Origin of the sequence: Kibdelosporangium philippinense (genome assembly GCF_021390435.2) — a bacterium.
Taxonomy (GTDB): Bacteria; Actinomycetota; Actinomycetes; order Mycobacteriales; family Pseudonocardiaceae; genus Kibdelosporangium; species Kibdelosporangium philippinense.
In genome coordinates this window covers 3,383,904-3,410,019 of the sequence record NZ_JAJVCN010000001.1, presented here as the reverse complement: position 1 = coordinate 3,410,019, position 26,116 = coordinate 3,383,904, and the positions used below count along the sequence as shown (strand labels likewise).

General features: G+C 65.4%; 23 protein-coding genes and 1 pseudogene. 11 read left to right on the top strand and 13 right to left on the bottom strand.

Annotated elements, in window-relative coordinates; genetic code table 11:
* Positions 1-9 precede the first annotated feature (9 nt).
* On the bottom strand, positions 10-1,131 hold the full coding sequence (locus tag LWC34_RS15770) for an IS701 family transposase (protein WP_233726450.1): 1,122 nt from the start codon (positions 1,129-1,131) through the stop codon (positions 10-12).
* Between the two features lie 233 nt (positions 1,132-1,364).
* Here LWC34_RS15770 and LWC34_RS15765 point away from each other — a divergent pair, with 233 nt between their 5' ends.
* Together LWC34_RS15765 and LWC34_RS15760 are read left to right on the top strand one after the other, a co-directional pair.
* On the top strand, positions 1,365-1,763 hold the full coding sequence (locus tag LWC34_RS15765; RefSeq protein ID WP_308200090.1) for an IclR family transcriptional regulator domain-containing protein: 399 nt from the start codon (positions 1,365-1,367) through the stop codon (positions 1,761-1,763).
* Positions 1,764-1,776: 13 nt separating this feature from the next.
* Positions 1,777-2,157, top strand: coding sequence for an acyl-CoA thioesterase (locus tag LWC34_RS15760; RefSeq protein WP_233725810.1), 381 nt, complete (start codon positions 1,777-1,779; stop codon positions 2,155-2,157).
* Here LWC34_RS15760 and LWC34_RS15755 read toward each other — a convergent pair.
* Both LWC34_RS15755 and LWC34_RS15750 read right to left on the bottom strand, forming a co-directional pair.
* Entirely contained in the window at positions 2,138-2,683 is a 546-nt protein-coding gene (locus LWC34_RS15755) for a TetR/AcrR family transcriptional regulator (protein ID WP_233725809.1), read from the bottom strand. The two genes, LWC34_RS15760 and LWC34_RS15755, sit on opposite strands and share 20 nt — an antisense overlap.
* 57 nt (positions 2,684-2,740) lie before the next feature.
* Positions 2,741-3,250: an Lrp/AsnC family transcriptional regulator gene (locus tag LWC34_RS15750; protein ID WP_233725808.1), complete on the bottom strand. Its 510-nt coding sequence runs from the start codon at positions 3,248-3,250 to the stop codon at positions 2,741-2,743.
* On the opposite strand from LWC34_RS15750, the gene LWC34_RS15745 reads away from it, so the two are divergent.
* Positions 3,216-4,013 carry a threonine ammonia-lyase gene (locus tag LWC34_RS15745; protein WP_233725807.1) on the top strand — a complete coding sequence of 266 codons (798 nt, stop codon included), beginning with the start codon at positions 3,216-3,218 and terminating at the stop codon, positions 4,011-4,013. The genes LWC34_RS15750 and LWC34_RS15745 overlap by 35 nt on opposite strands.
* Here LWC34_RS15745 and LWC34_RS15740 read toward each other — a convergent pair.
* Positions 3,999-4,613 carry a M15 family metallopeptidase gene (locus LWC34_RS15740; RefSeq protein WP_233725806.1) on the bottom strand — a complete coding sequence of 205 codons (615 nt, stop codon included), beginning with the start codon at positions 4,611-4,613 and terminating at the stop codon, positions 3,999-4,001. The genes LWC34_RS15745 and LWC34_RS15740 overlap by 15 nt on opposite strands.
* An 83-nt stretch (positions 4,614-4,696) precedes the next feature.
* Between LWC34_RS15740 and LWC34_RS15735 the strand changes: the two are divergent.
* Positions 4,697-5,188: pseudogene (locus LWC34_RS15735) on the top strand (winged helix-turn-helix domain-containing protein); the annotation flags it as partial.
* Positions 5,101-5,778, top strand: a complete 678-nt coding sequence (locus LWC34_RS15730) for an IS630 family transposase (RefSeq protein WP_308200089.1) — start codon at positions 5,101-5,103, stop codon at positions 5,776-5,778. The pseudogene LWC34_RS15735 and the gene LWC34_RS15730, both read left to right, overlap by 88 nt.
* 233 nt (positions 5,779-6,011) lie before the next feature.
* Here the strand turns inward: LWC34_RS15730 and LWC34_RS15725 are convergent, their stop codons facing one another.
* Positions 6,012-6,614, bottom strand: a complete 603-nt coding sequence (locus LWC34_RS15725) for an alpha/beta hydrolase (RefSeq protein WP_233725804.1) — start codon at positions 6,612-6,614, stop codon at positions 6,012-6,014.
* Positions 6,615-6,892: 278 nt separating this feature from the next.
* Positions 6,893-7,795, bottom strand: a complete 903-nt coding sequence (locus tag LWC34_RS15720) for a hypothetical protein (RefSeq protein WP_233725803.1) — start codon at positions 7,793-7,795, stop codon at positions 6,893-6,895.
* 106 nt (positions 7,796-7,901) lie between these two features.
* On the opposite strand from LWC34_RS15720, the gene LWC34_RS15715 reads away from it, so the two are divergent.
* Positions 7,902-10,013: a HAMP domain-containing protein gene (locus tag LWC34_RS15715; RefSeq protein WP_233725802.1), complete on the top strand. Its 2,112-nt coding sequence runs from the start codon at positions 7,902-7,904 to the stop codon at positions 10,011-10,013.
* 2 nt (positions 10,014-10,015) lie between these two features.
* On the top strand, positions 10,016-11,173 hold the full coding sequence (pgsB, locus tag LWC34_RS15710; RefSeq protein WP_233725801.1) for a poly-gamma-glutamate synthase PgsB: 1,158 nt from the start codon (positions 10,016-10,018) through the stop codon (positions 11,171-11,173).
* Here the strand turns inward: pgsB and LWC34_RS15705 are convergent.
* The gene (locus LWC34_RS15705) at positions 11,141-12,052 is read right to left on the bottom strand and encodes an IS3 family transposase (RefSeq protein ID WP_233722569.1); all 912 of its coding nucleotides are present in this window, start codon (positions 12,050-12,052) and stop codon (positions 11,141-11,143) included. The two genes, pgsB and LWC34_RS15705, sit on opposite strands and share 33 nt — an antisense overlap.
* Complete coding sequence (locus LWC34_RS15700; RefSeq protein ID WP_233722568.1) at positions 12,049-12,366, bottom strand: transposase; 318 nt, start codon at positions 12,364-12,366, stop codon at positions 12,049-12,051. The genes LWC34_RS15705 and LWC34_RS15700 overlap by 4 nt, the downstream gene beginning before the upstream one ends.
* A gap of 248 nt (positions 12,367-12,614) precedes the next feature.
* Here LWC34_RS15700 and LWC34_RS15695 point away from each other — a divergent pair, with 248 nt between their 5' ends.
* Both LWC34_RS15695 and LWC34_RS15690 read left to right on the top strand, forming a co-directional pair.
* Positions 12,615-13,097: a poly-gamma-glutamate biosynthesis protein PgsC/CapC gene (locus LWC34_RS15695; RefSeq protein WP_233725800.1), complete on the top strand. Its 483-nt coding sequence runs from the start codon at positions 12,615-12,617 to the stop codon at positions 13,095-13,097.
* Between the two features lie 18 nt (positions 13,098-13,115).
* A complete protein-coding gene (locus tag LWC34_RS15690) occupies positions 13,116-14,114 on the top strand; it encodes an NlpC/P60 family protein (protein WP_233725799.1) in 999 nt (332 codons plus the stop codon).
* A gap of 61 nt (positions 14,115-14,175) precedes the next feature.
* Here the strand turns inward: LWC34_RS15690 and LWC34_RS15685 are convergent, their stop codons facing one another.
* Positions 14,176-15,486 (bottom strand): DUF2252 domain-containing protein, encoded by a 1,311-nt coding sequence (locus LWC34_RS15685; RefSeq protein ID WP_233725798.1) that lies wholly within the window; start codon positions 15,484-15,486, stop codon positions 14,176-14,178.
* Positions 15,487-15,501: 15 nt separating this feature from the next.
* Positions 15,502-17,943, bottom strand: a complete 2,442-nt coding sequence (locus LWC34_RS15680) for a helix-turn-helix transcriptional regulator (protein WP_233725797.1) — start codon at positions 17,941-17,943, stop codon at positions 15,502-15,504.
* Between the two features lie 130 nt (positions 17,944-18,073).
* On the opposite strand from LWC34_RS15680, the gene LWC34_RS15675 reads away from it, so the two are divergent.
* Entirely contained in the window at positions 18,074-21,799 is a 3,726-nt protein-coding gene (locus LWC34_RS15675) for an nSTAND1 domain-containing NTPase (protein ID WP_233725796.1), read from the top strand.
* A gap of 412 nt (positions 21,800-22,211) precedes the next feature.
* Positions 22,212-23,126 carry a ParB/RepB/Spo0J family partition protein gene (locus tag LWC34_RS15670; RefSeq protein WP_233725795.1) on the top strand — a complete coding sequence of 305 codons (915 nt, stop codon included), beginning with the start codon at positions 22,212-22,214 and terminating at the stop codon, positions 23,124-23,126.
* 16 nt (positions 23,127-23,142) lie between these two features.
* On the opposite strand, the gene LWC34_RS15665 is transcribed toward LWC34_RS15670, so the two are convergent.
* Genes LWC34_RS15665 through LWC34_RS15655 form a run of 3 tightly spaced genes read right to left on the bottom strand, consistent with a single transcriptional unit; the run spans position 23,143 to position 25,995 of the window.
* Positions 23,143-24,297 carry an MFS transporter gene (locus LWC34_RS15665; RefSeq protein WP_233725794.1) on the bottom strand — a complete coding sequence of 385 codons (1,155 nt, stop codon included), beginning with the start codon at positions 24,295-24,297 and terminating at the stop codon, positions 23,143-23,145.
* A gap of 11 nt (positions 24,298-24,308) precedes the next feature.
* Positions 24,309-24,806 (bottom strand): GNAT family N-acetyltransferase, encoded by a 498-nt coding sequence (locus tag LWC34_RS15660; RefSeq protein ID WP_233725793.1) that lies wholly within the window; start codon positions 24,804-24,806, stop codon positions 24,309-24,311.
* Positions 24,796-25,995: a type III PLP-dependent enzyme gene (locus tag LWC34_RS15655; protein WP_233725792.1), complete on the bottom strand. Its 1,200-nt coding sequence runs from the start codon at positions 25,993-25,995 to the stop codon at positions 24,796-24,798. Before LWC34_RS15655 ends, LWC34_RS15660 begins: the two co-directional genes overlap by 11 nt.
* Between the last annotated feature and the right edge of the window lie 121 nt (positions 25,996-26,116).

Genomic DNA, 26,116 nt, shown 5'->3' with positions numbered 1-26,116 from the left:
ATAACGGGATCAGCCGATCAGGATCGGTTCTGGCGCCCCCTTTTCCGGCGCCGGATGGGGCGGTGGTGGGGTGCGGATGCGTTCAGTATGGGCGGTCACGGCCAGGAACGCCGCGGCGAGCATGGCCAGGGTGATGTGCCGGTACCACGCGATGTACTTGCGGACTTGGTAGTGATCCAGGCCGGTCTCGTTCTTGGCGAACTGGAAGGTTTCCTCCACCGCCCAGCGGGATCCGGCCACCCGGACCAACTCGGCCAGCGGCACGGGGTTGCCAGCGTGGCAGACGTAGTAGGCCAGGTCGGTCGGGTCGGTGATCGAGCGGCGCACCAGCAGGTGGTGCCGCTCGCCGGGACCGGGATCGATCAGCAGCCAGTCATACAAGCGGTGGCCTTTGCTGCCCCGCCCGGCGGAGAGCCGCTGCCAGCCCCGTGCCGGCGCCTGGCCGGTCAGCACGTCCGCTCGTACCGGGCCGGTCGGCGTGGTCAGCAGGTGATCGCACGACACGGCCAGCACGTAGTTCACTGCCTGCTCGGCCAGCCAGTTGCGTAGGGCTGGGTTGTCGCCGTAGAGCTCGTCCGCGGTGAACCAGCCCACTGTGACCCCGGCGTCCAGCAGCCGGGCGAGCATCCGGCAGGCCAGCTGGGGTTTGGTCGCGAACTCGACCTCGTCGTCGATCCCGGCCTCGCGACAGCGATCCCGGTCGGCGCACCAGGACTTCTGCGGCAGGTAGAGCTCCCGGTCGATCAACGCCCGGCCATGCCGGGAGACATAGGTCAGAAACACGCCGACCTGACAGTTGTCGATCTTGCCCGAGGTGCCGGTGTACTGGCGTTGCACACCCGCGGATTTGGTGCCCTTCTTGATGAATCCGGTCTCGTCGCCGACGAACACCCCACTCGGGTCATCCAGATGCGCCAGCACGTAGCCACGCACATCGTCGCGCACCGCCTCGGCGTCCCAGCGGTAGAAGTTCAGCAGGCGCTGCATGCCGTCCGGGCTGCTGTCCCCGGCGAGCTCCGCCAACGACCAGGAGTTCTTGCGCTCCACACCAGACAGCAGCCCTAGTAGGTACTTCTGAGCACGGGCACGCGAATCGGCCTGCGCGAACCGGCCAGCTACCAGCGCGAACATGTCGTCAAACCCGGCCTGCCAGCGGGCGAAACCCTCGTCTACTACAGTCTCCGACGCGGCCACCGCGTCTTCCTCGAGTCCAATCACACCTCGAAGTTGATCACGCGGTGGCCGCACCCATGATCACGACCCCGCACCAAGATCACACTGTGCTGCTGTCGTATTAAGGACAGACTGGAAGCTTGGTGACATGGTCAATGATTTGAGACGAGCCACTATTCGCCACCTCCTCGATTCTCACTGAACAGAACATGCACGCGACGACGGGTGGCTTGATCGTGCTGGCGCACGCTGATCAGAAACTGCAGGACACCTTCCTGTCTGTGCCATTGCGGGAGTACACACCGAACACGCCAACGACGCCTTCGGAGATTCGGCGCATTCTCGCCGGTGTGCGAGAGCACGGTTATGTGGTGTGCAAGGGTTACGTCTCGCCGCATGCGATGGGCGTTGGGGTTCCAGTGTGGTCAGCCCAGGGCAAAGTCGTTGCCGCGCTTACGGTCGCGGTGCCGATTCACGACTGCAATCCGATGACTTTGGTTCCGGCGTTGACCGTGGCGTCGCGCGGGATCTCCCGTGCGCTGGCCAATCCGCAGACATATCGGCAGTTGCCGAGGTTCAACCCAGCCTGAATGGAGATGCGCGGTGCCCGAAGCGACCATCGAACGCTGGGTCGAGTGGCATGACACGGATGCTGCCGGGCATCAGCACCACTCGGCGATCATCCGCTGGGCCGAGGAAGCCGAAGGGGAGTTGTTCCGCCAACTCGGCCTGAACGACCTTTGGGGACGGACGCCCCGCGTGCGGCACGAGGTCAACTACCTGAGTCGCTTGTGGCCTGGCGAACGCATCCGTGCCCGGATCGCGGTCGACAACGTCGGGCGTACCTCGATGAGACTGACGTTCGAGGTGCATGGCGAGCGCGGGCTCGCAGCGGAAGGTGCGGTCGTGATCGTCCACTCTGATCCTGCTGAGTCGGCTGCGACCCCGTGGCCGGACGAGGTTCTCAGCCGACTATCGCTTTGACGGCGTTGCGCAGTGCCGCGCGGACGGCTTTCGGGTCGTCCAGTTCGCCGCCGGACATGGCGCCGTCCCGCAGCAGGACGAGGGTGCCGACCACTTCGTCCGGCTTGGGGTGCCCGGACTTTTCCAGCAACTCCCGGAAGGTTTCGCGCAGCCAGGCACGGTGTGTGGCGATCAGCTTGCGGGCCGGGCTGTCGCGGTCGGGGTGTTCGGCGGCCGCGTTGAGGAAGTTGCAGCCACGGAAGCCCGCGCTGTTGGTGTAGGCGCCGAAGTATTCGAAGATCTCGATCAGGGCCTCGGCTGGCGGGCGCTTGGCGATGATGGCGCCGATCTCGTCGCGGATCTGCCCGTCGACCAGGTCGAGGTAGGCAAGCACGAGGTCGTCTTTGCCCGCGAAGTGCCGGTAGCACGTGGCCCGGGTGACTGAGGCCTCGGCGACCAGCCGATCCATCCCGACCGCGCGGATGCCTTCCGTGTAGAAGAGCCGTGCTGCGGTGTGCAACAGGCGGTCACGGGGTGTCTCGGTCACGAGGCCAGGGTACAGAACGATCGTTCTTTCTTGCTGATGGTGGGTGGCGCGCCCTGTTCAACGACCTGCTTGTGGACCACCTACCGGCACTGTGAGCCCAGCCTTGACCGCCGTGGCGGCTGGCAGGGTCTCATACCGGCTGACCTCGGCAAACAGTCGCTGCGACACCTCACGGTTCGCCGCGAGATCGGTCGTGACCAGGATGACCACGTAATCCCACTGGCCCACGATGCTGAAGCACTGCTGCACGCACGGCTCGGCAACCATGCTGGCGCGAAACTCCTTGTGCCGCGCCGGTTTGTCGTCCACCAACGCCACAAGCACCACGGCCGTGAAGCTCACGCCGACAGCGCGCGGATCCACAACCGCGACCTCAGCTCGGATCACGCCTGCCCGGCGCAACTGGGTCAGGCGTCGCTGCACGGCGCTGGGTGACAGGCCGACGCGGTCGCCGAGCTCGCGCAACGGCCGGGTCGCGTCCTGTTGCACCAGGTCAAGGCGCGTACTGACCAAAGTGGAGACGTTGAACCCGTTGCGTAGCTTCAAAGGGCGCGGCGCGGACTTCATGGTCGGCGCCTTGCCGCCGGGTAGCACGGCGGTGTGCGGTTCCGGTGGCGGAAACTTCGGCCAAGCCATTGCTTACGCGGCCCGGCGCCACGGGCTTCGAGCCGAAGTCTTTGTGCCCGCGAGCATGTCCCCAGTGAAGCTCGACCGGATGACCGCGCTGGGCGCGACCGTCCACAAGACTCACGATGACCCGAAGGCGATGGCTACCACGTACGCGGCCGAGAAACCCGAGCGGATACTGGTTGCCGACGGCAAGGACGCTCGGATATCCGAGGGCGCAGGGACGATCGGCGTCGAACTGCTGCGCTCACGCGTTGATATCGACACGGTGGTGGTGCCGGTCGGCGATGGCGCGTTGGCCACAGGTGTGGCCAAGTGGATCAAGGCGCAGCGACCGGACGTCCGCATCGTCGGCGTCGGCACTTCGGCCGCGCCTGCGATGGCCGAGAGTTGGCGCGCCGGCACCGTGATCGAGATCGAGCGCCGCAACACGTTCACCGCGGGGATCTCGATTTCCAAGCCGTGGCCGGAGGCCGTGACGCGGATGCGTGACCTGGTCGACGACATGATCCTGGTGGCGGACGCGGCGATCGTGGACACGATGCACCTCGCTGCCCGAACCCTCGGTGTACTGCTCGAACCTGCCGGTGCCGCTGGACTCGCGGCCGTCGCCGGGCACGATGTTCCCGGCGACGTGCTAGCGGTCGTCCTCACCGGCGCCAACGCCGACCTGGCGACGTACAGCGAGTTAACAGTCCGATAGGGACCGACGGCTGACCGGGAAGTCGAAGAACGTGCCGGGGAACGGTTCGCCGTTGAGTGTGTAGTGCCACCATTCCTCAGGCAGGTTACGGAAACCCACCGCCGCGAGCGTGTTCTTGAGTAGCTGCCGATCTTCCCGTGCTTCGCCAGTGATCGCTGGGTTGTCCGTATGGGACAGTGTGTCGAAGCAGTCGTAGCCGGTGCCCATGTTCACTGTGTTGTCAGGGAAGCGGTTCGGCGCGAAACACGGCGCGAGCCGCTCGCCTGGGATGTACGGCCGTTGCCAGCGCGGAGGCAGCTTCACGATCGTCAGGTCCACTGTGCTCCCTCGACTGTGGCCAGACTTCTCAGCGATGTAGCCGTCTTCGAACAGGCGGTTCTTGGTCACGTTGGGATAGAACTCAGCCTTCATCTTCTCGTCAGCCAGATCCTTGGCCCAGCGGACGAAGTGGTTGACCGCGCGCTGCGGGCGGTAGCAGTCGTACACCTTCAGGGTGTATCCGTGCCGCAGCAGTCGCCTTTGGGCATCGCGCAACGCTTCGGCCGCTGGGCGGGTGAGGATGCAGAGCGGCTGTTCGTATCCGTCAATCCGCGTGCCCACGAAGTTGAGCTGACCTAAAGATCTTTCGGTAATAGGGTGAGTCGTTGCGGGTGATTCGCCTTGCCTGGTAGGACAATCGTGGTATGCCAGAACCGTCACGATCGGCCGGCCAGCGTCGGAAAGCCCGGAGCGGCAAGAAAGTAGCTGCCCGCCGTGATTTTGAGGCGTTGCGGGAACGCCGGATGCGGGCTGCGGAGATGTTCGATCGCGGCAAGCGGCAGGTCGATGTGGTGGTGGAGTTGGGAGTCTCGGCGCAGACCGCTTCACGGTGGCACCGGGCGTGGTCGACCGGCGGACGGCAGGCATTGGCCGGGGCTGGCCGTGCCGGGCGGCTGCGTAAGCTGACCGATGAGCAGGTAGCCGCGGTGGCAGGCGCGCTGGCGCAGGGGCCGAAGGCGAACGGATTCCCGACCGACATGTGGACGCTGGCGCGGGTGGCCAAGGTGATCGAGAAGGTCACCGGGGTGCGGTACTCGCAAACCCAGACCTGGACGATCCTGCGCGAGCGGCTGGGCTGGAGCAGGCAGCGTCCCGCCCGCCGCGCCACCGAACGCGACCAGGAGGCCATCGACAGGTGGGTGAAAAAGGAGTGGCCACGCATAAAAAAAGCGCCCGGCGCCGAGGGGCCTGGATCTGCTTCCAGGACGAGTCCGGATTCTCCCTGCTGCCCGTAGTACGGGCCACCTGGGCGCCACGCGGCCAGACCCCGGTGCTGACCCACCGGTTCTCCTGGAAACGCCTGTCGATGTCCGGCGCGCTGGCCTACCGGCCCGACCGCAGCGAGGCGGTGTTCGTGTTCGGCATCAAAGAAGGCGCCTACAACACCGCCTCGCTGATCGAGTTCCTCACCGCTCTGCACGAGCACCTTGACCGCCAGAAAGTCACCCTGATCTGGGACGGCCTGCCCGCCCACCGATCGAACGACATGAAGGCATGGCTGACCACCCAACGACACTGGCTGCGCGTGGAACCGTTGCCCGGCTACGCCCCCGACCTCAACCCGATGGAAATGGTGTGGGGCAACGTCAAAGCCACCGAGCTGGCCAACTTGTGCCCCGACACCCTCGACGAAGCCCACACCGCCACCCAGGCCGGCCTGGAACGTGTCGGCAGCAGCTACCAACTGTGCTTCAACTTCCTCGACCACACCGGCCTTTCCCTATGACATAACTCACCCAAATACCGAAAGGTCTTTAAATAGCGCATCTCGTGGATGATCGTCGGCGCTATGTCGGACAACGCGACGAACTTCTTGGGCGCGGTCGGTTCCGCTGCCCGTACAGGGGTAGCGATAGCGGTCAACGTGATCAGGCGGCCGCGGCCAGCGCTCGTCCGGAAATTCTTGGCATGGACCTGCTATACCTGGTTTCCGTTCGACGAACACCGTCCAAAAGGGTGTCAGTAGGTTACGTGGATCAGGTGCGATCCGTCGATCTCGACAGTCGTTGAGCCCGCGCGCTTCGCGCCGAACCGTTGCACCTCAGGGTTCAGGGCGTGATCAGCGGTAGCGATGGCGTGCCAGGACGGCAGCGACTTCCACCCGACGGGACCGGACTTCTCGCCGAGCGCGTTCGCCGCGACTGGTCGCTGGCTCACGACAAGCACACTGGTCACATCTTCCGGTAGGTCCGCGGCTAGGACGTGCCGGAAGGCGTCGTCGCTCATGTACATCTCCAGTGCTGTTCCACCCTCGGGCAACGGATAGCTGCTCGGGCGGAGGCTATTGCCCAGGTCAGACTCGGCGAACCTCGCGGTTAGCTCGAACGGGCTTTCGCCCTCGTCGGGCACGAACGCGGCTACGTAGACAAGGGCCGTTACGTTCTGGGCCTGGGCGCTCGCGGCTCCGATCACTGCCCCGGCGTAGGAGTGGCCGACCAGCACGACAGGGCCTTCGACATCGGCGATTGCGTTGGCCACGTATGCCGAGTCGTAGGTGAGGCCGCGCAGCGGGTTGGCCACGGCTCGCGCGGTCACGTCGGCTTGCGGCAGGCGTCGGATCACGCCTGACCAGCTGCTGCCTCGCCAAAGGCGCCGTGTACGAGCACCACCGTGGGGGCCATGCCATCCTCCGAGTCGAAAGAAAGAACGTTCGTTCTGCCGGAGGGAAAGGTAGCGATGGGGGAAGGCGGAGGTCAAGGGGGCGCGGTGGCGAAGCGGCAAGGGCATGGTCAAGGCGACAAGGGGAAGGGCAGGGCAAGGCGTAAGGCGGGAAGGGAACTCCGAGGCGGCAAGGCAGGGAAGGTAAGGCGGGAACGGCAGGCAAGCGAAGGCGAGTGGAATTATTTCGTCAACTCGTCGGCAATCGGCTTAAAAAGCTTTGGCCACAGTTGTTCATCGTCGCGAACACTGCGGCTCGTCTCCAGATGGACGAACAGTGCGTCGTGGTCGGCGGCTACCTTGCCTTGTTCGTTGCGGGTGCCTTCGAGCTTGCCGCACTCACGTTCCCCTGAACGGCAGATCGACAACCCGTCATCCCTGATGCCGTCGGCCATCCGGCGAATCTCGGAACTCGGTTTCCCGGCGCCCGGCGATATCACCACGTCTGTGTCCGGCAGGCTGTCATCGTGGAAGCCGTGCACCTGCACCTGCGGAACCTTCCGTGCAGCGAGCTCGGCGGCGAGGGCGTGGAATGCCGAATCGGTGCGATGTGCGACGTCGCCGCGCTCCACCCGGCGATGGGTCCCGGAAACTAGCAGGACTGACCCTGGCATGGCACGAAACAGCGCCAACCCCATGCGCTCGGTGCGTAGATCGGAGTTCGGGTGCGGCACCTCGACGGCCCGTCCTACCGGTTTCGACAGGTCGAACACGTAGACGCCCCAGGCACGGTCGCTGCGGACCAGTGCGTATTGACGGCCAGTCGCCGCATCAGTTTCGACGGCCAGCGTGAACCCCAAGGACCGTAAGGACGAGGCCACTTGAGGTCCCGCGTCCTGATTGAGCAACGGCTCCAGGGCGTTGACGACGTCATTGCGCTCATCCGCGGTTGGCGGTTTGTAGGACGCGTCCGGCCGTAGCCCTGCTGCGAAATTGGTGAGCACGTCGTCCAGGCTCGGCGGCGGGTTGTCGGGCGTGGGGGGTGGTGGATCGTCGCCACTGATACCCACCAGAAGAGCCACTCCTGCCACGAGAGCGACCGCGACAGTGACGATCGGTATCCAGTGCCGCGTGCGTAACGTCATCGCCGGGCAGTGTACGGGATTCAAGCGGATCTGAATCCGGATGAACCACTCCGCGCATGAATCCGTATGCGATGTGTGCCACCGCAGCCGACGTATCGGAGTGGCCTTGAGGGGCAAAGAGAAAGGGCGCAGGCGTACGGATCTGGAGGGGCAGCTGGCGGAAGGCGGGTTTCCCGCTGGTGTCGGCGTTCCTTCGACCGTCGTCGCGGTCCTGTTGGTTCTGCTCGCCGGTTTCTGCGTACTGCAGTTACGAGAGCCTGCGGCGTCCGCGCCGAAGGCGGTCGTGGAGTCGCAGCAGGCACTGGTGGAGAGCCTGGCCAGATCCATGGCCGCGACAGCGGAGCAGACCGCGTCAGACCTTCGTGCGGCCGTCACGGTCTCAGATCCCGCCAGCCAGCCCGCTGATCTGCTGGCGGCGGTGAACCAGAACCAGCCGAAGTGGCGCGGCCTGACATTGGCGGAACGGTCGGGCAAGCCGATTGTCACCCGTGGCGAACCAGTTCTGGCGGCCGGTGAAGCCACGGTCACGCCAGTCGTGGGACAGGACGGCCAACTGCGGATGCAGGTGTCTGTGCCGATACCCGGCTCGGAACGTGTCCTCTCGGCGGTCACGCCTGCGGGCATTCCGTCGGCGCCGCTGGATACTGACTTGCAGCACGGCCTTGTGCTGGCCAATCGGGAGAGCCAGATAGTCGATTCCCGAGGCACGCTGCCGAAAACCGATGACGCGGCGGCGCAGTCGTTGCTGGCGGACGCGGCGGCTGCGGCCAGTGCTGGGCAGACGGGCAGTTACGTCGGTGAACCCGGCAACAACAACCGTGCTTTGGTTGTGGCTTACGCGCCAGTGGGGACAACCTTGGGGCTTGCGTTGCTGTCGGTTGCGCGGGCGCCTGTTGCCGAGGCTGGTCCTGCGCGGCAAGGGTTACGGCCTGCCCTGGCGCTGATCATCGTGGTGCTGGTTGGGTACGGGCTCATTCGCGCGACCCTCGTCAGCCCGGTTCGGCGGTTACGTGCGGACGCGTTGCAGGTCGCGAGTGGCAACCTGCGGCATCGGGTGCGGCTTCCCCATGCTTCGGAGGCTCGTCGGATCGCTGTGGCTTTCGAGCATTGCCGTCAGACGTTGCTTGGCGACCCGACGCCTGTGGTGAAGCGTCGCCCACGGTTGTCGGCTCGCGTGGCGGTTGTTGTGGCCGCGCTTGGCGTGCTCGGGTGGTCAGGATGGGTCGCGGTGACGGTGGGTGGTGGCGTTCCCAAGGTGCCGGACTCGGTGGTCAGCGGTCATCGCAGCCAGGTGGGCAACGCGGCCGAGACGATCAGCCGGACTGTGAATGATGGACTGGCCGACCTGCGATCGGTCGCTGGGCTCAACGGCGCCAAGGATCCGTCGTCGCTGTTGCCTGTGGTGCGGGAACTCGCTGGGCAGGAGCGGTTTCGCAGCGTTTACGTCGTTGATCAGCAGGGTCTGGTGACGTCGACATCCGCGGGCAGGCCGCCGTTGCGCGGGATCAACGTGCTCCCGCCCGATCCTGGCGTGCGATTACAGGACACCGCTGGCCGGGTGCCGGTGTTGTTCGCGCACGCTTTGCTGGCCGGTGGGAATTACACGCTGGTCGCGGAGTTCGATGTGGACCATCTGTCGGACCTGTTGCGGCGGGCGCCGGGGCAGGTGCGACTGGTCAATTCGGAGCTGAACACCCTGGCCGCGACCGATGGTTTCGTGGCGTTCGAACAACTTCGCGGCGAAGATGCGCGGCGTGGCGTGACGGATGCCCTGGCAGGCCGGTCCATTGCTCGAGTCGATGGCGTTGGCCTCGACCGGTCAGTGATCACAGCCCGGGCCGTCGACGACCTTCCGTGGGCCGTGGTGTCCACGAAACCTGTGCGAGAGTTGAGTTTGCCTGGCAACGAGGTGCGTAACCGGGCGATGCTCGTGGCTTTGGTCGGCGGTTTGCTCGCGGTTTTGTTGTTCGGCTGGCATTACTTGGTGCTGGTCCGGCCGCTGCGTGCGGTCGCAGCCGCCGGGAAGTTCACGGACGTGATCTATCCACAGCGCCAGGACCAGATCGGCACCATCGCGTGCTGCCTGGAGATCTGCCGGCAGGCGTTATCCGAGGGGGTCGGCAGACTCGGCTCGGCGCGCCGTCCCCGTGGGGCCGCGACCGATGAAACCGCACAAATACCGCGGATCCCTGTTGACGACCCATTGACCGAGGTCTGACGGTGTTGTTCCTCTTCGTGGTCTTCGCGACCAGTTGCCTGGCGCTACTCGTGCTCGGGCTGGCCGAGCAGCGTCGGCACTACGCCAGCCTCCGCCAGATCCCGACCCGCGTGCTCATCAACGGGATTCGTGGCAAGAGCTCGATCACCCGGCTGTGCGCAGGCGCTTTGCGGGGCGGCGGTTTGGTGACCGTGGCCAAGACGACCGGCACGGCAGCGCGGTTCATCCATCCCGATGGCAGCGAGGAACCGGTGTACCGGAAGTTCGGGATTGCGAATGTGGTCGAGCAAATCTGGATTGTGCGGCGTGCGGCTGCGTACAAACCGGACGTGCTGGCAATCGAATGTATGGCTGTGCAACCAGATCTGCAGGAAATCAATCAGAGCAAGCTGATCCAGTCGACCATTGGCGTGCTGTGCAACGTCCGTGAGGACCATTTGGCCGAAATGGGGCCAACCCTGGATGACGTGGCGCGTTCACTGAGCCGGTCGATGCCGGTTGGTGGCGTGTGCGTGACCGCGGAGCAGGACCGTCTGCACATTCTGCGGGAAGAGGCCGCTCGGCGGGATTGCTCGCTGATCGCGGTGGATGCGTCTTCGGTGACCGACGAGCAGATGGCCGGATTCAGCTGGATCACCTTCAAGGAGAACGTCGCCATCGCGCTTGCCGTGGCCGATTTGCTTGGAGTGAACAGACAGTCGGCGCTCGCCGGGATGTGGGCCGCCGCGCCGGATCCCGGAGTGCTTACCGTACAACGGTATCAGGCGGATGGCGTGCGGCTTCGGTTCGCGAATGTGTTCGCGGCCAATGACCCGGAGTCGACTCTGATGAACATCACACAGTTGCTTGACCGTGGCGCGATCGGACGGCCGATGCACGTAGTGATCAATTGCCGGGCTGACCGGGTGGAGCGCAATGGGCAGATGGGTGCCCTGATCCCGGATATCGCGCCGGATCGTGTCGTGCTGATCGGCGAGTCGACGCGCAGTGCCCGGTTGGCGATTCCGGGGGATTGGCGTGGGGAAGTGGTGGACCTCGGCGGCAAGCGGGATCCGGCGCGGTTGCTCGGCGGGGTTTTGGATGGACTGGCTGGTGAGGTGTCAATCCCCTCAGATCGTGGAGACGGTTTATGCCACTTCGGTTCTGACCTGCGTCGCTGATACTGCTCGTGCGTGTGCCATCTGATGCTCGAACGGGATCGGGGCCAGGCCGTCGTTGGCGCTGTGCCGGCGGGTGGTGTTGTAGAAGTCCGCGATCCAGGTCGCGACCTTGATCCGCGCCTCAGCTCGGGTAGTGAACCGGTGTCGGTGTACGAATTCGACCTTGAGTGTGCTGTTGAACGCCTCGGCCGCGGCGTTGTCCAATGCGGACCCGACCCGGCCCATCGACTGCACCACACCCAGCGTCCGGCAGGCCGCCGCGGTCGCTGCGGCGGTGTATTCCGATCCGCGGTCGGTATGGAAGATCACCCCGTCCACGTCCCCGCCCCGGGTGGTCGCGGCCATCCGCAGCGACGCCACCACCACAGCCGCGTCATGGTGGGCGGACATCGCGTAACCCAGCATCCGGCGGGAGAACAGATCCTCAGTGGTCGCGAGATACAGCGGCCCCTCATCGGTGTCGATCTGCGTGACATCCCCGCACCACAACACATCCGGTGCCACCGCGGTGAAGTTCCGCCGAACCAGATCGCGAGCCACTGGCCGTTTCCCCGGCCGGGTCAGCGACCGCCGGCGTTTCGGCGGTCGTCCGGCCAGACCGAGCTCGACCATCCGCGCCGCCACGGTGTTCTCCGAGACCTTCCAGCCGGCCTCCCGCAGGTCACGGGTGATCCGGGGACTGCCATAGGTCTCACCCGAAACAGTGAACAACCTCCTGATCTGCTCATCCAACTGCTCCCGCCGCTGATCACGGGCAGTGGGCTTGCGGTTGATCCACTTGTAGAACCAGGACTGCGAGACCTCCAAGGCCCGGCAGGCGATCGCATGCGGGACACCGTGCTTGGTCCTCTGGGACGCGATGAACTCCGCCACGATCACTGGTTCATCGCGTCCTTCACCCACAGGACCACGGAGCGCTTGAGCACATCACGCTCCATCTCCAACTCGGCCTTCTCCTTCGCCCACTGTGCTCGTTCGGCCCGCAGCCGGGCCAACTCCGCACGCTCGGCCTCGTTCAACCCGTCTGCGGGCTGCCCGGTCTGGCGCCGGTCGGCCTGTACCCAGTTGTGCAGGGTGTACGCGCTGATCCCCAGATCCCGTGCGACCTGCGCCACCGACTTGCCGGTCTCGGACACGATGCGCACCGCACCCGCCCGAAACTCCGGATCAAACCGGCGCCTCTTATCTCCCACGACCTGATCATCTCTCTTGGTTCAGGTCTCCACGCTACGAGGGGAAGCACAGAGGTTTCGCTTGTGACGATCGGCAATATCCACGGACAAGGAGAAGTGCTCCTGCAAGGGTTGAAGGAGCTGAAAGAGGTGACGGCGGAAGAGGCGGTTGTAGTGCCACAAAAGCCTCTTGGATTCCGGCCGAGTCCCGTTCCACGGTGGACCCATGAGACAACCCCATTACCCCGTAGACCACCGGGGACAACCTCATGATCACGGGTAACCTGCTGAGCGAAGTCGCCACCCTCGGGCTCGCGATCGGACTCGTCTTCTCCCTCGGTTGCTACCTGGCAACCAACCTCTCGCCAGGTGGGATGATCACCCCCGGCTGGATCGCGTTGACAATGGTCGAGGATTATCGCCGCGCAGGCATTATCGTCGGCACGACGATCGCGACCTTCATCCTGACCAAAGTCCTGCAACGAGTGGTCATCCTGTATGGCAAGCGGCTGTTCGCCTCGGTCGTCCTGACCGGTGTGCTCCTGCAGACCTCGTTGTTCGTGTTGATCCAGAGCGATTTTCCGTTGTTGTTCGCCCATCAGACGCTCGGTTTCGTTGTGCCAGGGTTGATCGCGTACCAGCTTGTGCGGCAGCCGCCGGTTGCCACAGTGCTGAGCACGGCCGCGGTCAGTTTGGCCAGCTATGGCGTTTTGATCAGCGGTGTCCTGATCGGATTGGTGCCGACCACATGACGAAAGGCAGGATGTGACATGTCCAGAATCGCGACGATCGCTTTGATCGTGGCAATCGGTGTGGCCGCCGTTGCCTTCGTCTACTTTGATCAGGAACCGGCCCAGAGCAGCTCCACGGCACCTCAATCCGTGACGTCGAAACAACAAGAGGGCTACACCTTCGAGCGGCTGGACAATCCGGCGCGCACGGTCGTCCGGAATGGAACGGCCGTGGCCGCGACGATGACCGACGGCGCGAGGACGGTCGTGATCACCGGCGCGAGCAGGACATTCGGCGAGCCCAAAGCCACCAAAGCCGAAGTCACGACCGACGCCTGGGTACGCCTGGCGCCGCAACCATGGCGTCAAGGCGACGAACAAGCCTCCTGGTTCCAGCCATGGTTGACCAAAGCCTTGCGCGACACCAGCCCGGACATCCTCGCAGTGGCAATGGAATACATCGACGGCGCCGCCGCGCAGAAGAATGCCGAGGGCGTACGGTTCCGCGGCGACGCCGCCTTCGGCCCGGTGGCGGCGACGGGCGCGGGCCGCTTAGAACGCTCGGACTTCTACGATTACTTAGGCGTGCCATGGGAATTCGAGGACGGCACGCGGACCAAACCCGACAGCAAGCACTATGGTGCCGTCGACTGTTCAGGGTTCGTTCGGCTGGTGTACGGCTACCGCCACGATTTCCCGCTGCTTGGCACGAACACCCCCGGCCCAGGGCTGCCGAGACGGGCGTACGCGATGGCTGAGTTCGGGCCAGGGGTCACGCCGATTCCCAACACCGGGCGGCGCAGCACCACATTCGAGACCTTGCAAGCAGGGGACCTGGTGTTCTTCGAGGTCGAGGGCGGCGCGGACGAACTCGACCACGCGGGCATCTACCTCGGTGTCGACTCCGACGGGCGGCACAGGTTCATGTCCAGCCGCGAACGCGTCAACGGCCCGACCCTCGGCGACGTCGGTGGAACGTCCCTGTTGGACGATGGCGGCATGTACTCCCGTGGTTTCCGCGCGGCCCGCCGGATCTAAAACCCTCGTGAGTGGTTACGCGTGTTCTAACGCTGCTAACCACTCACGAGGGGTGACCAGGCTAAAGGCCGGGCATCTGGTCGTTGCGGAACAGGTCCACAAAGCTCTGGTGGTCTTGGCGGGTCTGCGCGCCATAGGCGTGGGCGAAGTCGACCAGGTGCGCGACGAACCCGTCTTCATCCTTGTCCACTACGGCCACAATCGCCTCTTCGGTCGCGAAGTCGACAAGATCGTGCCCGGACTCGTCGTCGGCGACCGAGTGCATCCTGGCCACCGCGCGGCCAAGGTCACCGATCACACCGGACAGTTCTTCCGGCTCGTTCACGTCCGACCAGTCCAAATCGGCCGCATAAGGCGACACCTCGGCGACGATCTGACCGATGCCGTTGAACTCCGTGTAACCCAGCCACTGGTCGGCATGCGCCTGCAGCGCCCGCTGGGACTCCACAGTCCGGTGCCCTTGGTGCTTGAAGTACCCCTGCACGGACGCGTCCGAGATGTGCCTGGCGACGGCAGGGACCTGGGCCTGCTTCATGTAGATCACGACGTCGTTTTCCAGTGCTTCGGTGTGCCCCTCCAGCAGGAGGTTGTACGACGGCAGCCCGGCAGAGCCAATGCCGACTCCCTTACGCAGCACCACATCCTTGACCTGGGTGGCCACTGACTGCAGGGTGGTCGCCGGGTGGGGGAGTGTGCCGAGGTAGTTCTCGAACGAAGCGAGAACGGCCTGCTTCGTGTCCTCGTCGATCCGAAAAACGCCGTCACCGTCGGCGAAACGCCGTTCGTAGTTGTCTAGTGTGGTCTGATCGGCGAGCAGTTCGACGCGGGTGTTGAGCCGGGCGCGCTGGAGCACCCTGAGCAGGACGCCGTTGGCGTTGTCGAGGGTGATCGAGCCGATCGCCTCTTCTCCGCCGGCGACGATTGCCCGCAGTTCGGTCAGATACGCCGTTGCGAATCGGGTGACCAGGTCGGTGATCACCTTGTCTGATAAGGCCTTCGCGTAACCGATCAAGGCGACGCTGGCGGAGAGGCGCTTGAGGTCCCATGAGAACGGTCCGACGTAGGCCTCGTCGAAGTCGTTGACGTTGAACACGAGCCGTCCGGAACCGTTCATGTACGTTCCGAAGTTCTCCGCGTGCAGGTCACCATGGATCCACACCCGGCTGGTTTCCGAGTCAAGAAAATCGGTGGCGGCGTACCTGCCGGTCATGTCCGCGTAGAACAGACAGGCACTGCCACGGTAGAACGCGAACGGCGAAGCCGCCATCTTGCGGAACTTACGGCGGAACGCGGCGCGGTCCAAGGCGATCAGCGCTGCGAACTCAGTCGACAGGACGTCAGCGATCTGAGCCGAACGCTCTTCTGCAGTCATGGCAATAGATTACGGCTACCCGATCACCCGCCCGAGTTCGGCGCGGGAATGGATGCCGAGCTTCCGGTACGAACGGGCAACGTGCGACTCGACCGTCCGCGGACTCATGAACAGGGTTGCCGCCACCTGCTTGGTGGTCATGCCGGTGACCACCAGTTCGGCGACGCGTTGTTCGGTTTCGCTCAGCTGGGCGGCCGCGGTTCGGCGACGGCTGACTCTCGCCAGTTCGGCGCGAGCCATCTCCACCCACACCAGGTAGTTGAGGGATGTCAGGATCGATTCGGCTTCGGTGAGTGCTGCCGCGGCTGCGCCGGGTTGCCGGGCGCGGCGGAGCAAACGGCCGCGCAGCACCAAGGCCCGAGCCTGCTCGAACTGTCCCCACTGCGGGGAAACTTCAAGCGCTGCACCGCTGATCGTCGCACGGGCACGTGCGATCACCGGCTCCATCCACGGCCGCGGGAACCGCGCATAACGCTGTTCGAAGGCGGCGAGTTCGGCGGAGGCTTCCGTGATCCGGCCGAGCTCGGCCAACGCGCAGATCCGCTCGGCCGCGGGGTCGTGGCGCCCGATCGGCTCCTTGATTCCCATGGTTTCGAGGTGTCGGCGGCTGCGTCCGGTGTACGCGACGACGGCTTCGGGATCGCCTGAGGAAGCGGCGATGAAGGCGAGCACGCGCAGGTACTCGACGGCCACGGCGAGTTCACCGCTGGCTTCGGCCCGGTCCGCGCCATCCTCCGCTACCTGTTTGGCCGCGGTGAGGTCGCCTCGATAAGCATCGACAAGGGCGCGCAATCGGAGCGCGGAGTCCGCGAACGGTTGGCCGAGTTGCAGAGCTGCGGTAGCTGCTGCTTTGGCGTAGTCCCGGGCGGCAACGAGGTTGTCGGCGATCAGCTCGACCTCGCCGAGCCGGACAAGCAGATCGGCCTCGCTGGGTACGTCCCGGCTGGACGCGAGCCTGGTGGTGAACCAGTCCCGCGCACGGTCCACTGTGGAGTCAACGGCGAGGTGCCACGTGCCATTGTCGACTTGCCGAGGTGGCAGGCCGAGCTGCGTCTCGATATAGGACAGGTTGGCGAACGCGTCCGGATGCGTCGCCACCGCTGCTTCGGCATGCCGGTGGGCCTCGGCCCGGTCGTTCTCGTAGAACACCGAAAGCCGCGAGTGCAGCTCACCAGTCAGTTCCTCATCGGCGTCATCGAGGGCTGACTCCAGGAGTTTCGCCGCCACCACGCTGCTTTCCTGATACCACGCGATCGTGCCGCGAACCATCAGCCCCCGCGCTCGCAACGGCCCAGCCAACCCGGGTATTTCCTCCTCAAGCAACTCCCGGGCGGCATCAAGGTCGCCGGAAGAGAACAGTGCCTCGGCGAGCGACACCACACGCCTGCCGCGGGGGCCCTGGCTCGGCGTCTTGGCCAGCGACAGCCGCAGCATGTCCACGCCGCCCGCGTCCTCCAACATCTGAGCGACCGGCTCAGACGGCCCGATCACGCCCAACGCGAGATGCCGAGGGTCTCGCGAGACCTCGGCGAGGCGACGATGCACGGCCCGTCGCCGTGGCGCGGCGGCCTCGCCATAGATCACCTCCGCGAACAGCGGGTGGACGAACCTGACGTCGTTGCCGTCAATCTCGATGAGCCCAGCGAGCTCACCTGCCTCAAGCTCAGCGGCCACGTCGTCATCCAGCGCCGCGCACAGCCCTTCCACGGTCGGAGACGTCATCGCCGCGGCGGTCAGCAGCACGTCACCCGAGGGACGAGGCGGAACCAAACCAAGAAGCGACGCTGGAATCGCGTCCGAGCCAGCCATCTCCAGGAACATCTGCGGGTTGCCCTGGCACACCGCGTTCAGCCGAGCCACCGTCGGCCGCGGCAGACTCTTGCCACGCTGCCGATACACCACGTCGTGCAACTCGCCCTCGGACAACCCGTCCAGCCACAGCTGTGAACAAGGACCCCAGGGCGGCGCGCCTGGACGCGCGGCGCGCCGAGCGACCAGCAGCGCGACGGGCGCACCGCCCAACCTGCGGCTTGCGAAGTCCAGGACCGCGTTGGTCTCCGGGTCCAACCACTGAACGTCGTCCACGACCACGAGCACCGGACCGTACGCACGCAACGCGCTCACGGTGGCAGCCGCGACCACGTGAGGGTCGACCGGTTCGTGAGCGTCCGCGCGGTGCGTAGCGACTTCGAACGCGCGACGCTGGACGGCCGGAATCTCCGGCAACGACGTGAACAGGTCCGACAACCCGGCATACGCGTAGCCGGTTTCGGCAGGCGTAGGACTGCACTGCAGCACGGTCCAGCCGCGCGCCCGCGCCTGCGCGACGGCCGCCGCCACGACCGTCGTCTTACCGATCCCCGCTGGCCCTTCGAGCACCAGCGTGGACGTGTGGTCAAGCAACCAGTTGATCCGCGCCAATTCCGCCGCACGGCCGACGATCCCCAGCTCGCCCATAACGCTGTGTCTACGGTAGATCCGTTGATCGGCGCCGGAGCGTAACCGCCGATCAATCAAAAACAACCAATGGGATACTGGGTATGACCACTGGTCAAGTGGAAAAGACTGGGAAAGACGAGGACGAGCTGTGCCACGACCAGAGCGTCCGCTCGAGTCCGCGGACGACGTCCTGCTCTCGTTCGCCGCGGATCTGCGCGGCCTGCGCGACAAGGCCGGCAGCCCCACGTACCGCGAACTGAGCAAGGTCGCCCACTACTCGCCGAGCGTCCTGTCCGAGGCCGCGAACGGCCGGACAAGGCCAAGCCTCGCCGTGACATTGGCCTACGTCGACGCCTGCGGGGGCGACCGCGACGAGTGGGAGCAGCGCTGGCACGCCCTCAACGACCGGCAACCGGCGGTCGCGACCTCGGATGACGAGGTCCCGCCCTACGTGGGGCTGGCTGCGTTCCAACCGGACGACACCGACCGGTTCTTCGGCCGCGAGAAACTGGTCAACACGCTTCGCGCCCGGGTTGACCAGCGGCGGTTCGTCGGGGTGTTCGGCGCCTCCGGGTCAGGTAAGTCGTCCTTGCTGCGGGCGGGCCTGATCGCTGGGACTTCCACTCCGAGCGTGGTGTTCACGCCAGGGCCGAATCCCATGGAGGAGTGCGCGGTCCGGCTTGCCGCGTTGACCAGCGGGTCAGCGGGGTCGGTACGTGCCGAGCTGGACGCGGATCCGAACAACCTGCACCTGGTCATCCGCCAGGCTGTGGCCCGCGAGCCGGACGGGACGGATCTGCTGCTGGTGATCGACCAGTTCGAAGAGGCGTTCACCCTGTGCGCCGACCGCGACCAGCGATCCCGGTTCATCGCGGCTTTGGTTTACGCAGCGAGGTCGGAGACCAGCCGGGCCCGGGTGGTGATCGGCGTCAGGGCGGATTTCTACGGCCACTGCGCCCAGTACCCGCAGCTCGTGGAAGCCCTGGAAGACGCCCAGGTTCTGGTCGGACCGATGTCCGCGGACGAGCTGCGCGAGGCCATCACCGGGCCTGCGGCGCGTGCGGACTGCATGGTCGAAACGGCGCTGGTGTCCAAACTGATCGCCGACACCGCGGGCGAGGGCGCGGTCCTGCCGCTGGTGTCGCACGCGTTGCTGGAGACCTGGCGTCGGCGTAGCGGAGCCCGCCTCACTCTCGGCGGCTACGAGGCGGCGGGCGGAATCCACCACGCCATCGCGCGCACCGCGGAGGACGTCTACAGCGGCCTGGACGCCGGGCAGCGCGAGACAGCTCATCGGATCTTCCTACGACTGGTCGCGTTGGGCGAAGGAACCGAGGACACCAAACGCCGCGTCCACCGACGGGAACTCGATGCGGACAATCCAGACACGCGGGCCGTGCTGGAAAGGCTCGCCAGCGCCCGGCTGCTGACGCTGCACAGCGACACCGTCGACATCGCGCACGAGGCGTTGATCCGCTCCTGGCCTCGCCTTCGGGATTGGTTGTCCGACGACCGCGAAGGACTGCGGGTCCACCGGCAGCTCACGGACGCGACCGACGCTTGGGAGACTGCGGAGCGCGATCCAGGCGCGCTACTTCGTGGCACACGACTGGCCAGGGCGAGCGACTGGGCGGCCGCGCACGGCGAGATGCTGACCAAGCGGGAACGCGAGTTCCTCGACTCCAGCCAGCGGGCCTTGGCCGTGGAACAGGCCACTGCCCGGCGCCGCACTCGTCGGCTGCGTCAGCTCGTGGCTTTGCTCGCGGCGCTGCTGATGTTGGCGTCCGGCGCGACGGTCTACGCCATCCAGTCCCAACGCGACGCCACAGCACAACGCGACATCGCGCTCGCCAACAAGGTTGTCAGCGACGCGGCCGCGTTGGAGGCGACAAACCCCGCACTGGCCGCTCAGCTCAGCCTCGCCGCGTACCGGCTGAGCGCGATCCCGGAGACACGCGACAGGTTGCTGGCGACGACATCGAACCCGATCGCCAGCAGGCTCGCCGCGCACACCGCCGAGGTGCTGGCCTCTGCTGAGGATGCCAACAGCCGCATGCTGGCCACGGCAGGCTCGGACAAGACCGTGCGCCTATGGGATATCAGCAACCCGCAGAACGTGACCGAACTCGGCACGCTGACTGGACACACCGACAGCGTCAACGCCGTGGCCTTTGGCCCAGACGGCATCCTGGTCACCGGTGGAGCTGACAAGTCCGTACGACTGTGGGACGTCCATCAGCGCCGCGAGATTGGTGCCTTGGACGGACATACGGGCGCGGTCAACGCCGTAGCGTTCGGTCCAGACGGCACGTTGGCCACGGCCAGCAACGACAAGACTATTCGGCTGTGGAACGTCCGTGACCGCCGCCTAGTCGCTACCTTGCCTGGGCACACCGGCGGCGTTAGGGCGCTGATGTTCAGTCCCGACGGAATCACGCTCGCCAGCGGCAGCAACGACAAGACGGTCCGGCTGTGGGACGTACGCGCGCAACGCGAGATCGTCAAGTTCTCAACCCCGGGTGGAATCAACGGCGTCACCTTCAGTCCGGACGGTTTTACCGTCGCCTCGGCTGGCAGCGACAAGTCGGTTCGGCTATGGGACGTACGTGAACGCCGTGAAATGGCCGTCCTGAACGGACATACGGACATCGTCAACACGGTGGCCTTCAGCAACGACGGCCGGTACCTAGCCAGTGGTAGCAACGACTACACCGTGCGGCTGTGGGACGTATCTGAGCGCAGCGAGATCACTATCCTCAACGGGCACACGAACATGGTGAAAGCGGTGTCCTTCACCCGCGACGGCCGCAGCCTGATCACAAGCAGCGCGGACAAGACAACCCGGGTGGAAAACTTCGCCCAGTTGATCTTCGGCAAGCACGCCGACTCGCTGCGCTCGGCGGTCTTCAGCCCTGACGGGCGCACGCTGGCGACCGCGGCCAACGACCAGACCGTGCGTCTCTGGGACATCAGCGATGCCATGCGGCCACGCGAGCTCGCGGTGATCCAACTGGAGACAACCGTGTGGTCCGCGTTGTTCAGCCCGGACGGCACACAGTTGGCGACCAGTCACGAGGACCAGACCGCGCGGCTGTGGGACGTACGCGACCTGGCACACCCACGGCCGATGGGGGAGATCCGGCATGCCGAGGCCGTATGGTCGACCAGATTCAGCCCAGATGGGCGGACTTTGGCGTCGGTCGGCGGGGACGCGGTCCGCTTGTGGGACATCAGGGATCCCGCAAACCCAAGGCCACTCGGCACGATCGAGGGCAAGCCGATCACCTCGGTCCGCTTCAGCCCCGACGGCCGCACCCTGGCCACGGCGAGCGCGGACAACACGGCTGACCTGTGGGACGTGACTGACCCGGCGCACCCGCGTGAAGTGAACACCTTGCGCGGCCACACCTCCCGCGTCACCCAAGTCGCGTTCCGCCCAGATGGACGTGTCCTCGCCACAGCCAGCTGGGATCACGATGTTCGCCTATGGGATGTAGCCGACATGGCCAATCCCAAGCAGATCGGCATCCTCAAGGGCCACACGGAAACCGTAACCTCGGTCGCCTTCAACCCAGACGGCTCGACCTTGGTATCGGGCAGCCACGACAGGACCGCGAGGCTATGGGATGTCCGTGACCCCGCCAATCCACGCGAAGTAGCCACTCTGGCAGGGCACACCGGCGTGGTCGTCTCGGTGGTGTTCAGCCCGGACGGTCGGACCGTTGCGACTGGTAGTCACGACCGAACAGCCCGGTTGTGGCAGACGGACGTGAACAACGCGGCGAACAGAGTGTGCGCGCTCGCACACCCAAGCATCAGCCAACCGGAGTGGAACCAGTACTTCCCAGGACTGGACTACCACCCACCCTGCTGAAGACCCCAAGCCCGCCCACCCGGCTATGCCCACCTTGGTCATGGCCGCTACTGGCATGCCCCTTCGGGCGCTTCCCATGCCCGGAAGATTGTCCACAATAGCCGGATTTGCCGCCCTTCCCATGTCCTTTATGGACCGACCCATGGTGGATATTCACCAAGTCCTGTGCTATCGGGCCAATTGGGTCTTGTCTGAAATCGGACGGCCGCCGTGTCGCACTTGACAGCGTGCGCCGACTGCTGGGACGGTGGTATTGGTCTAAACCAGTGGTGAAGACTGTAAGGGGTCACGTCGAGCCGGCTTTTTTCACGGCTTGAATCAATTGAACCATCACACCGCGCCGAAGGGTTGTCGCTGGGGGAGTGCATGCCGAGGGGAGAACCGAGTGCCAGTAACAAGGGGGAATCGCCCAGTGCTTGTGGAGATCGATCCGGCTGGTCCGTGCGAGCCGGTCGTGATCACGTCCTTACGCCCGGCGGACTCGCCACGACTGCAAGGCGAAGACGCCGACCACATCCGGATGCTCGCCGAGTCCGAACTGCCGCTCCCGCCGATCGTCGTGCACAGACCGAGCATGCGGATCGTCGACGGTGTACACCGTGTCAAGGCCGCGATATCGCGAGGCAGGCAGACAGTCGAAGCGCGGTTCGTCGAGGGAACCGACGAAGAGATGTTTCTGCTTGCCGTGCGGCTCAACCTTGCCCACGGGCTGCCACTGTCGCTGTACGACAGGCGGGCCGCGGCAGCGCGCATCCTGATTTCCCATCCGCAGTGGTCGGATCGGGCGATCGCGGCGGCGACCGGCCTCGCGGCCAAGACAGTCTCCGGGATCCGCAGGGATTCCGCCGCGGACGTCGCGTCGTTGCGGATCGGGCGCGACGGCAAACGTCGTCCACTGAGCAGTGTGGAGGGTCGCAGGTCGGCTGGGGAGCTGGTTAAGGCCAATCCACGGATGCCGTTACGGCAGATCGCCAAGCAGGCAGGGATCTCGCTGGGAACGGCGGCGGATGTCCGTGAGCGCGTGCTGCGCGGCGAGGACCCCGTGCCGGCGAAACACCGTGCGAAGCAAGCGGCCGAGCCGATCCCGCAGCGGATCATCACGATGGTGATGGAAGTCCTGCTGGTCGACCCGTCATTGCGGGACACGGAGTCCGGCCGCGGTTTGCTGCGCTGGCTGGCCAGTGACGGCATCGGAGCCGAGGAATGGCAGGCCCTCGTCGACGAAGCGCAAGGACGGGGCGCGAACACGGTGGCCGACATAGCGCGCCAATGCAGTGACTCGTGGCGCGAATTCGCTGAACGGCTGGAACAGCGGGCCCCCGCTTAAAGGACCCGCCGTACCTTCATGCCGGGACGTTCTCCGAGCTGCGTGCGTGCCAACGGACCTGTGACACGCACGCGGTGACGAGCAAAGCGGACAATGCCACAGCCGCCATGCCCCACACCAACGTGGTTGCGTTGGTAATGAAGCCAATCACGGGCGGCCCAGCGAGCAATCCTGTCGTTCCCATGGTGGCAACGAGAGTCAGCGCGTTCGGGCCTTCCTTGGCAGCGGCAACGTAGATACAAGGCGTGACCGCCGCCATACCGAGACCAACGCAGGCAAACCCAATCAGCGCGGGCACCAAACCGCCGAGTAGCAAGGCAACGGCCAGACCGGCCGCGGCCAGCGTGGCGCCGGTGATGACGATTTGCCGGTCGCCCCAGCGTGCACGCCAACCGTCGGCGAACAAGCGCGCCAGAACCATCATGGCCGACACGACAGCAATGCCCATCGGCAACAGTTCCTCGGGAGCACCCGCGATTTCCTTGAGGTACAGCGCTGACCAGTCAGTCATGGCACCCTCGACGATCGTGCCGAACACCATGGCCAGTCCCAGCCACGCGGTCACCTTGGACGGCAGAGTCAACTTGCTACGCTTCTTTTCCTGCGCGGGCAGGTCTTCAAGAAGCAGTCCAGGCCATGCGAAAGCTGTCAACGCGAGCAAGATCACCGCGGAGATTCCGAAGTGCACGGTCAGCGAATCGGTCGCCGCCGTGACCCCGGAAGCGAGCAATGCGGCGATGAACGTGCCACCGCTGAACACCGCGTGCAGCTTCGCCATGGTGTTGCGCTCGAACTTGACCTCCAGCGCAGCACCTTGGGCGTTCATCGCCACGTTGAGGCACGCGACGATCACGCCATCAGCGAGCATGACCACCAGGGCGACCGGATAGTTCGGTGCCGAGGCGATTCCGCCGAGAACAAGGACGAGCCCAAGGCAGGAGAGCGTCGCGAGCCGTCGTGACCCGAGGTTTTTCATCAGCAGTGACACGAGCGGGAACGCGGCTGCCGCGCCCACACCCGTTGCCAGCAGCAGGACACCGACCTCGGCAGGCGTCAAGTCAAGCGATGCCTTGATCACCGGGATCCGTGCGGCCCAGCTCGCGTACTGGAAGCCGAGCGAGAAGAACAGTGCCGCGATGGCCAGCTGGGCCCGACGGAACTCGTTGCGCATTATCGTTTTTCCTAGATTGCCGTGGACATGTACATCGCGTTCGCGCCGTAGCTGGCGGGCAGCGCGATCTCGGGGTGGGGCTGAAAACCGTTGGCGGACCAGAAGGTTGCGCTGCCCGCAACGGCGATCAACGAGATCCGGTTGTATGAGCGTGATCGGGCCGTCGCGGTGAGATGCCGCAGCAGCCGCCCCGCCAGGCCGCTGCCCCTGAAGGCAGCGGCGATGGCGAGGTCGTGCAGATGCAGATTGCGGGACGCGCAACCGGCAGCCTCCGGCGAGTCCAGATCCGGGAACTGGCCTTCCGGGTATGGCATCGCCAGTACATAGCCCGCGATCTGTTCGTCAGACGTCAGGACAAAGCACGTCTCCGGTGACGCGTTTGCCTTGGATTCCAGCACCGCCTGGCCCTCGGACAGGCCTTTGGGCGCGTACACGCTGTGTTCCAGCGTGGCGATACCGGCCCAATCGGCTGCACCGATGGGGCGGATACGCACTGTCTCAACAAGCATCGACGTGCGCCATCTGCTCGCTGGGCAACAGCGTCACCGGCAGTGGCGCGAACCCGTTGAATCCCTGCGTTGTGTAGCTGGTCGAATACGCACCGCACGACAGGATCCACACTGGATCGCCGGACGCGACCGCTTCCGGCACCTCGACGAGATTGTGCTCGTGCCCGAAGGTGTCGTCGCTGTCGCACGTCGGTCCCGCCACGATCGCCGGGACCGTGTGGCCGTCGTGATGTGTTGGAAATGCCAGCCGGTACTGCAACTGGTCGATCTCGTAGAGCCCGTTGAACTTGCCACAGCTGAGATACAGCCAGTGTTCACGGTCCCCGGTCAGCTGCCGCCGGGACGACAGCCGGGAGACGTGCGCCCGGATCGCACCATGATCGGCCACCAGGTGGCGGCCGGGCTCCATGATGAAATCCAGCGGTGTGCCCGCGATTTCACGCAGGCGGCACATGCCGTTGCGGATGGTCGCGAAGATCGCGTCCAGCGGCGGGTTGAGCGCATGACCAGCCCGGTCGCGATAACCGAGCGCGGGCAAGCCGCCGCCAAGGTTGATGTGATCGATCCGGATGTCCAACCGGGACAGTGCGATGAGGACTCCGGTGAGCCGGTTGAACGCGTCCTGCCACGCAGCGGTTGTCATCTGCTGCGAGCCGACGTGTACCGAAAGGCCCGATGGTGTCAGGCCTTTCTCTTCGGCGGCCGCGAGCACGCGGACCGCGTCCGTACCAGAGCAGCCAGCCTTGCGGCTCAGGCCCCACACGGCTCCCGCTCCCGTGGTCGCCAGCCGGCAGAACACACGGGAACCCGGTGCGTATGTTGCAATGGCCGTGACGTCGGCGATGCTGTCTGTGGCGAAGTCACGGACGCCCAGTTGGTACGCGTCGACGATGTTGCGATCGGACTTGACGGTGTTGCCGTAGTGCACAAGCCCGGCCGGCACGCCAGTGCCCAACGCTTGGACGATTTCTCCTGGACTGGCCGCGTCGAAACCGGCGCCTCGGCGCGCCAGGCTCGCCAGCACCTCGTCGACCGGGCAGGCCTTCATCGCGAACCGGATCGAGATCCCTGGCAACTCGCTGACCAACGAGTCGTACGCCCGCTCGATCCCGGCAAGGTCGAAAATGATCTGGTCTTCCGACGCGGCCGCCAACGCGGCCCGCATCCTGGAACTAACACGAAAACTCATGAGCCCGCTTCTGCCTAGGTCGTGTTTCAAATGCCCGATCGCGATAGCCGGGCCGGATGCGGCCCCTGACGCCACCGCGGCAACGCCCAAAGACAACCAGTATTCGCGGCGTCGCCGCGGC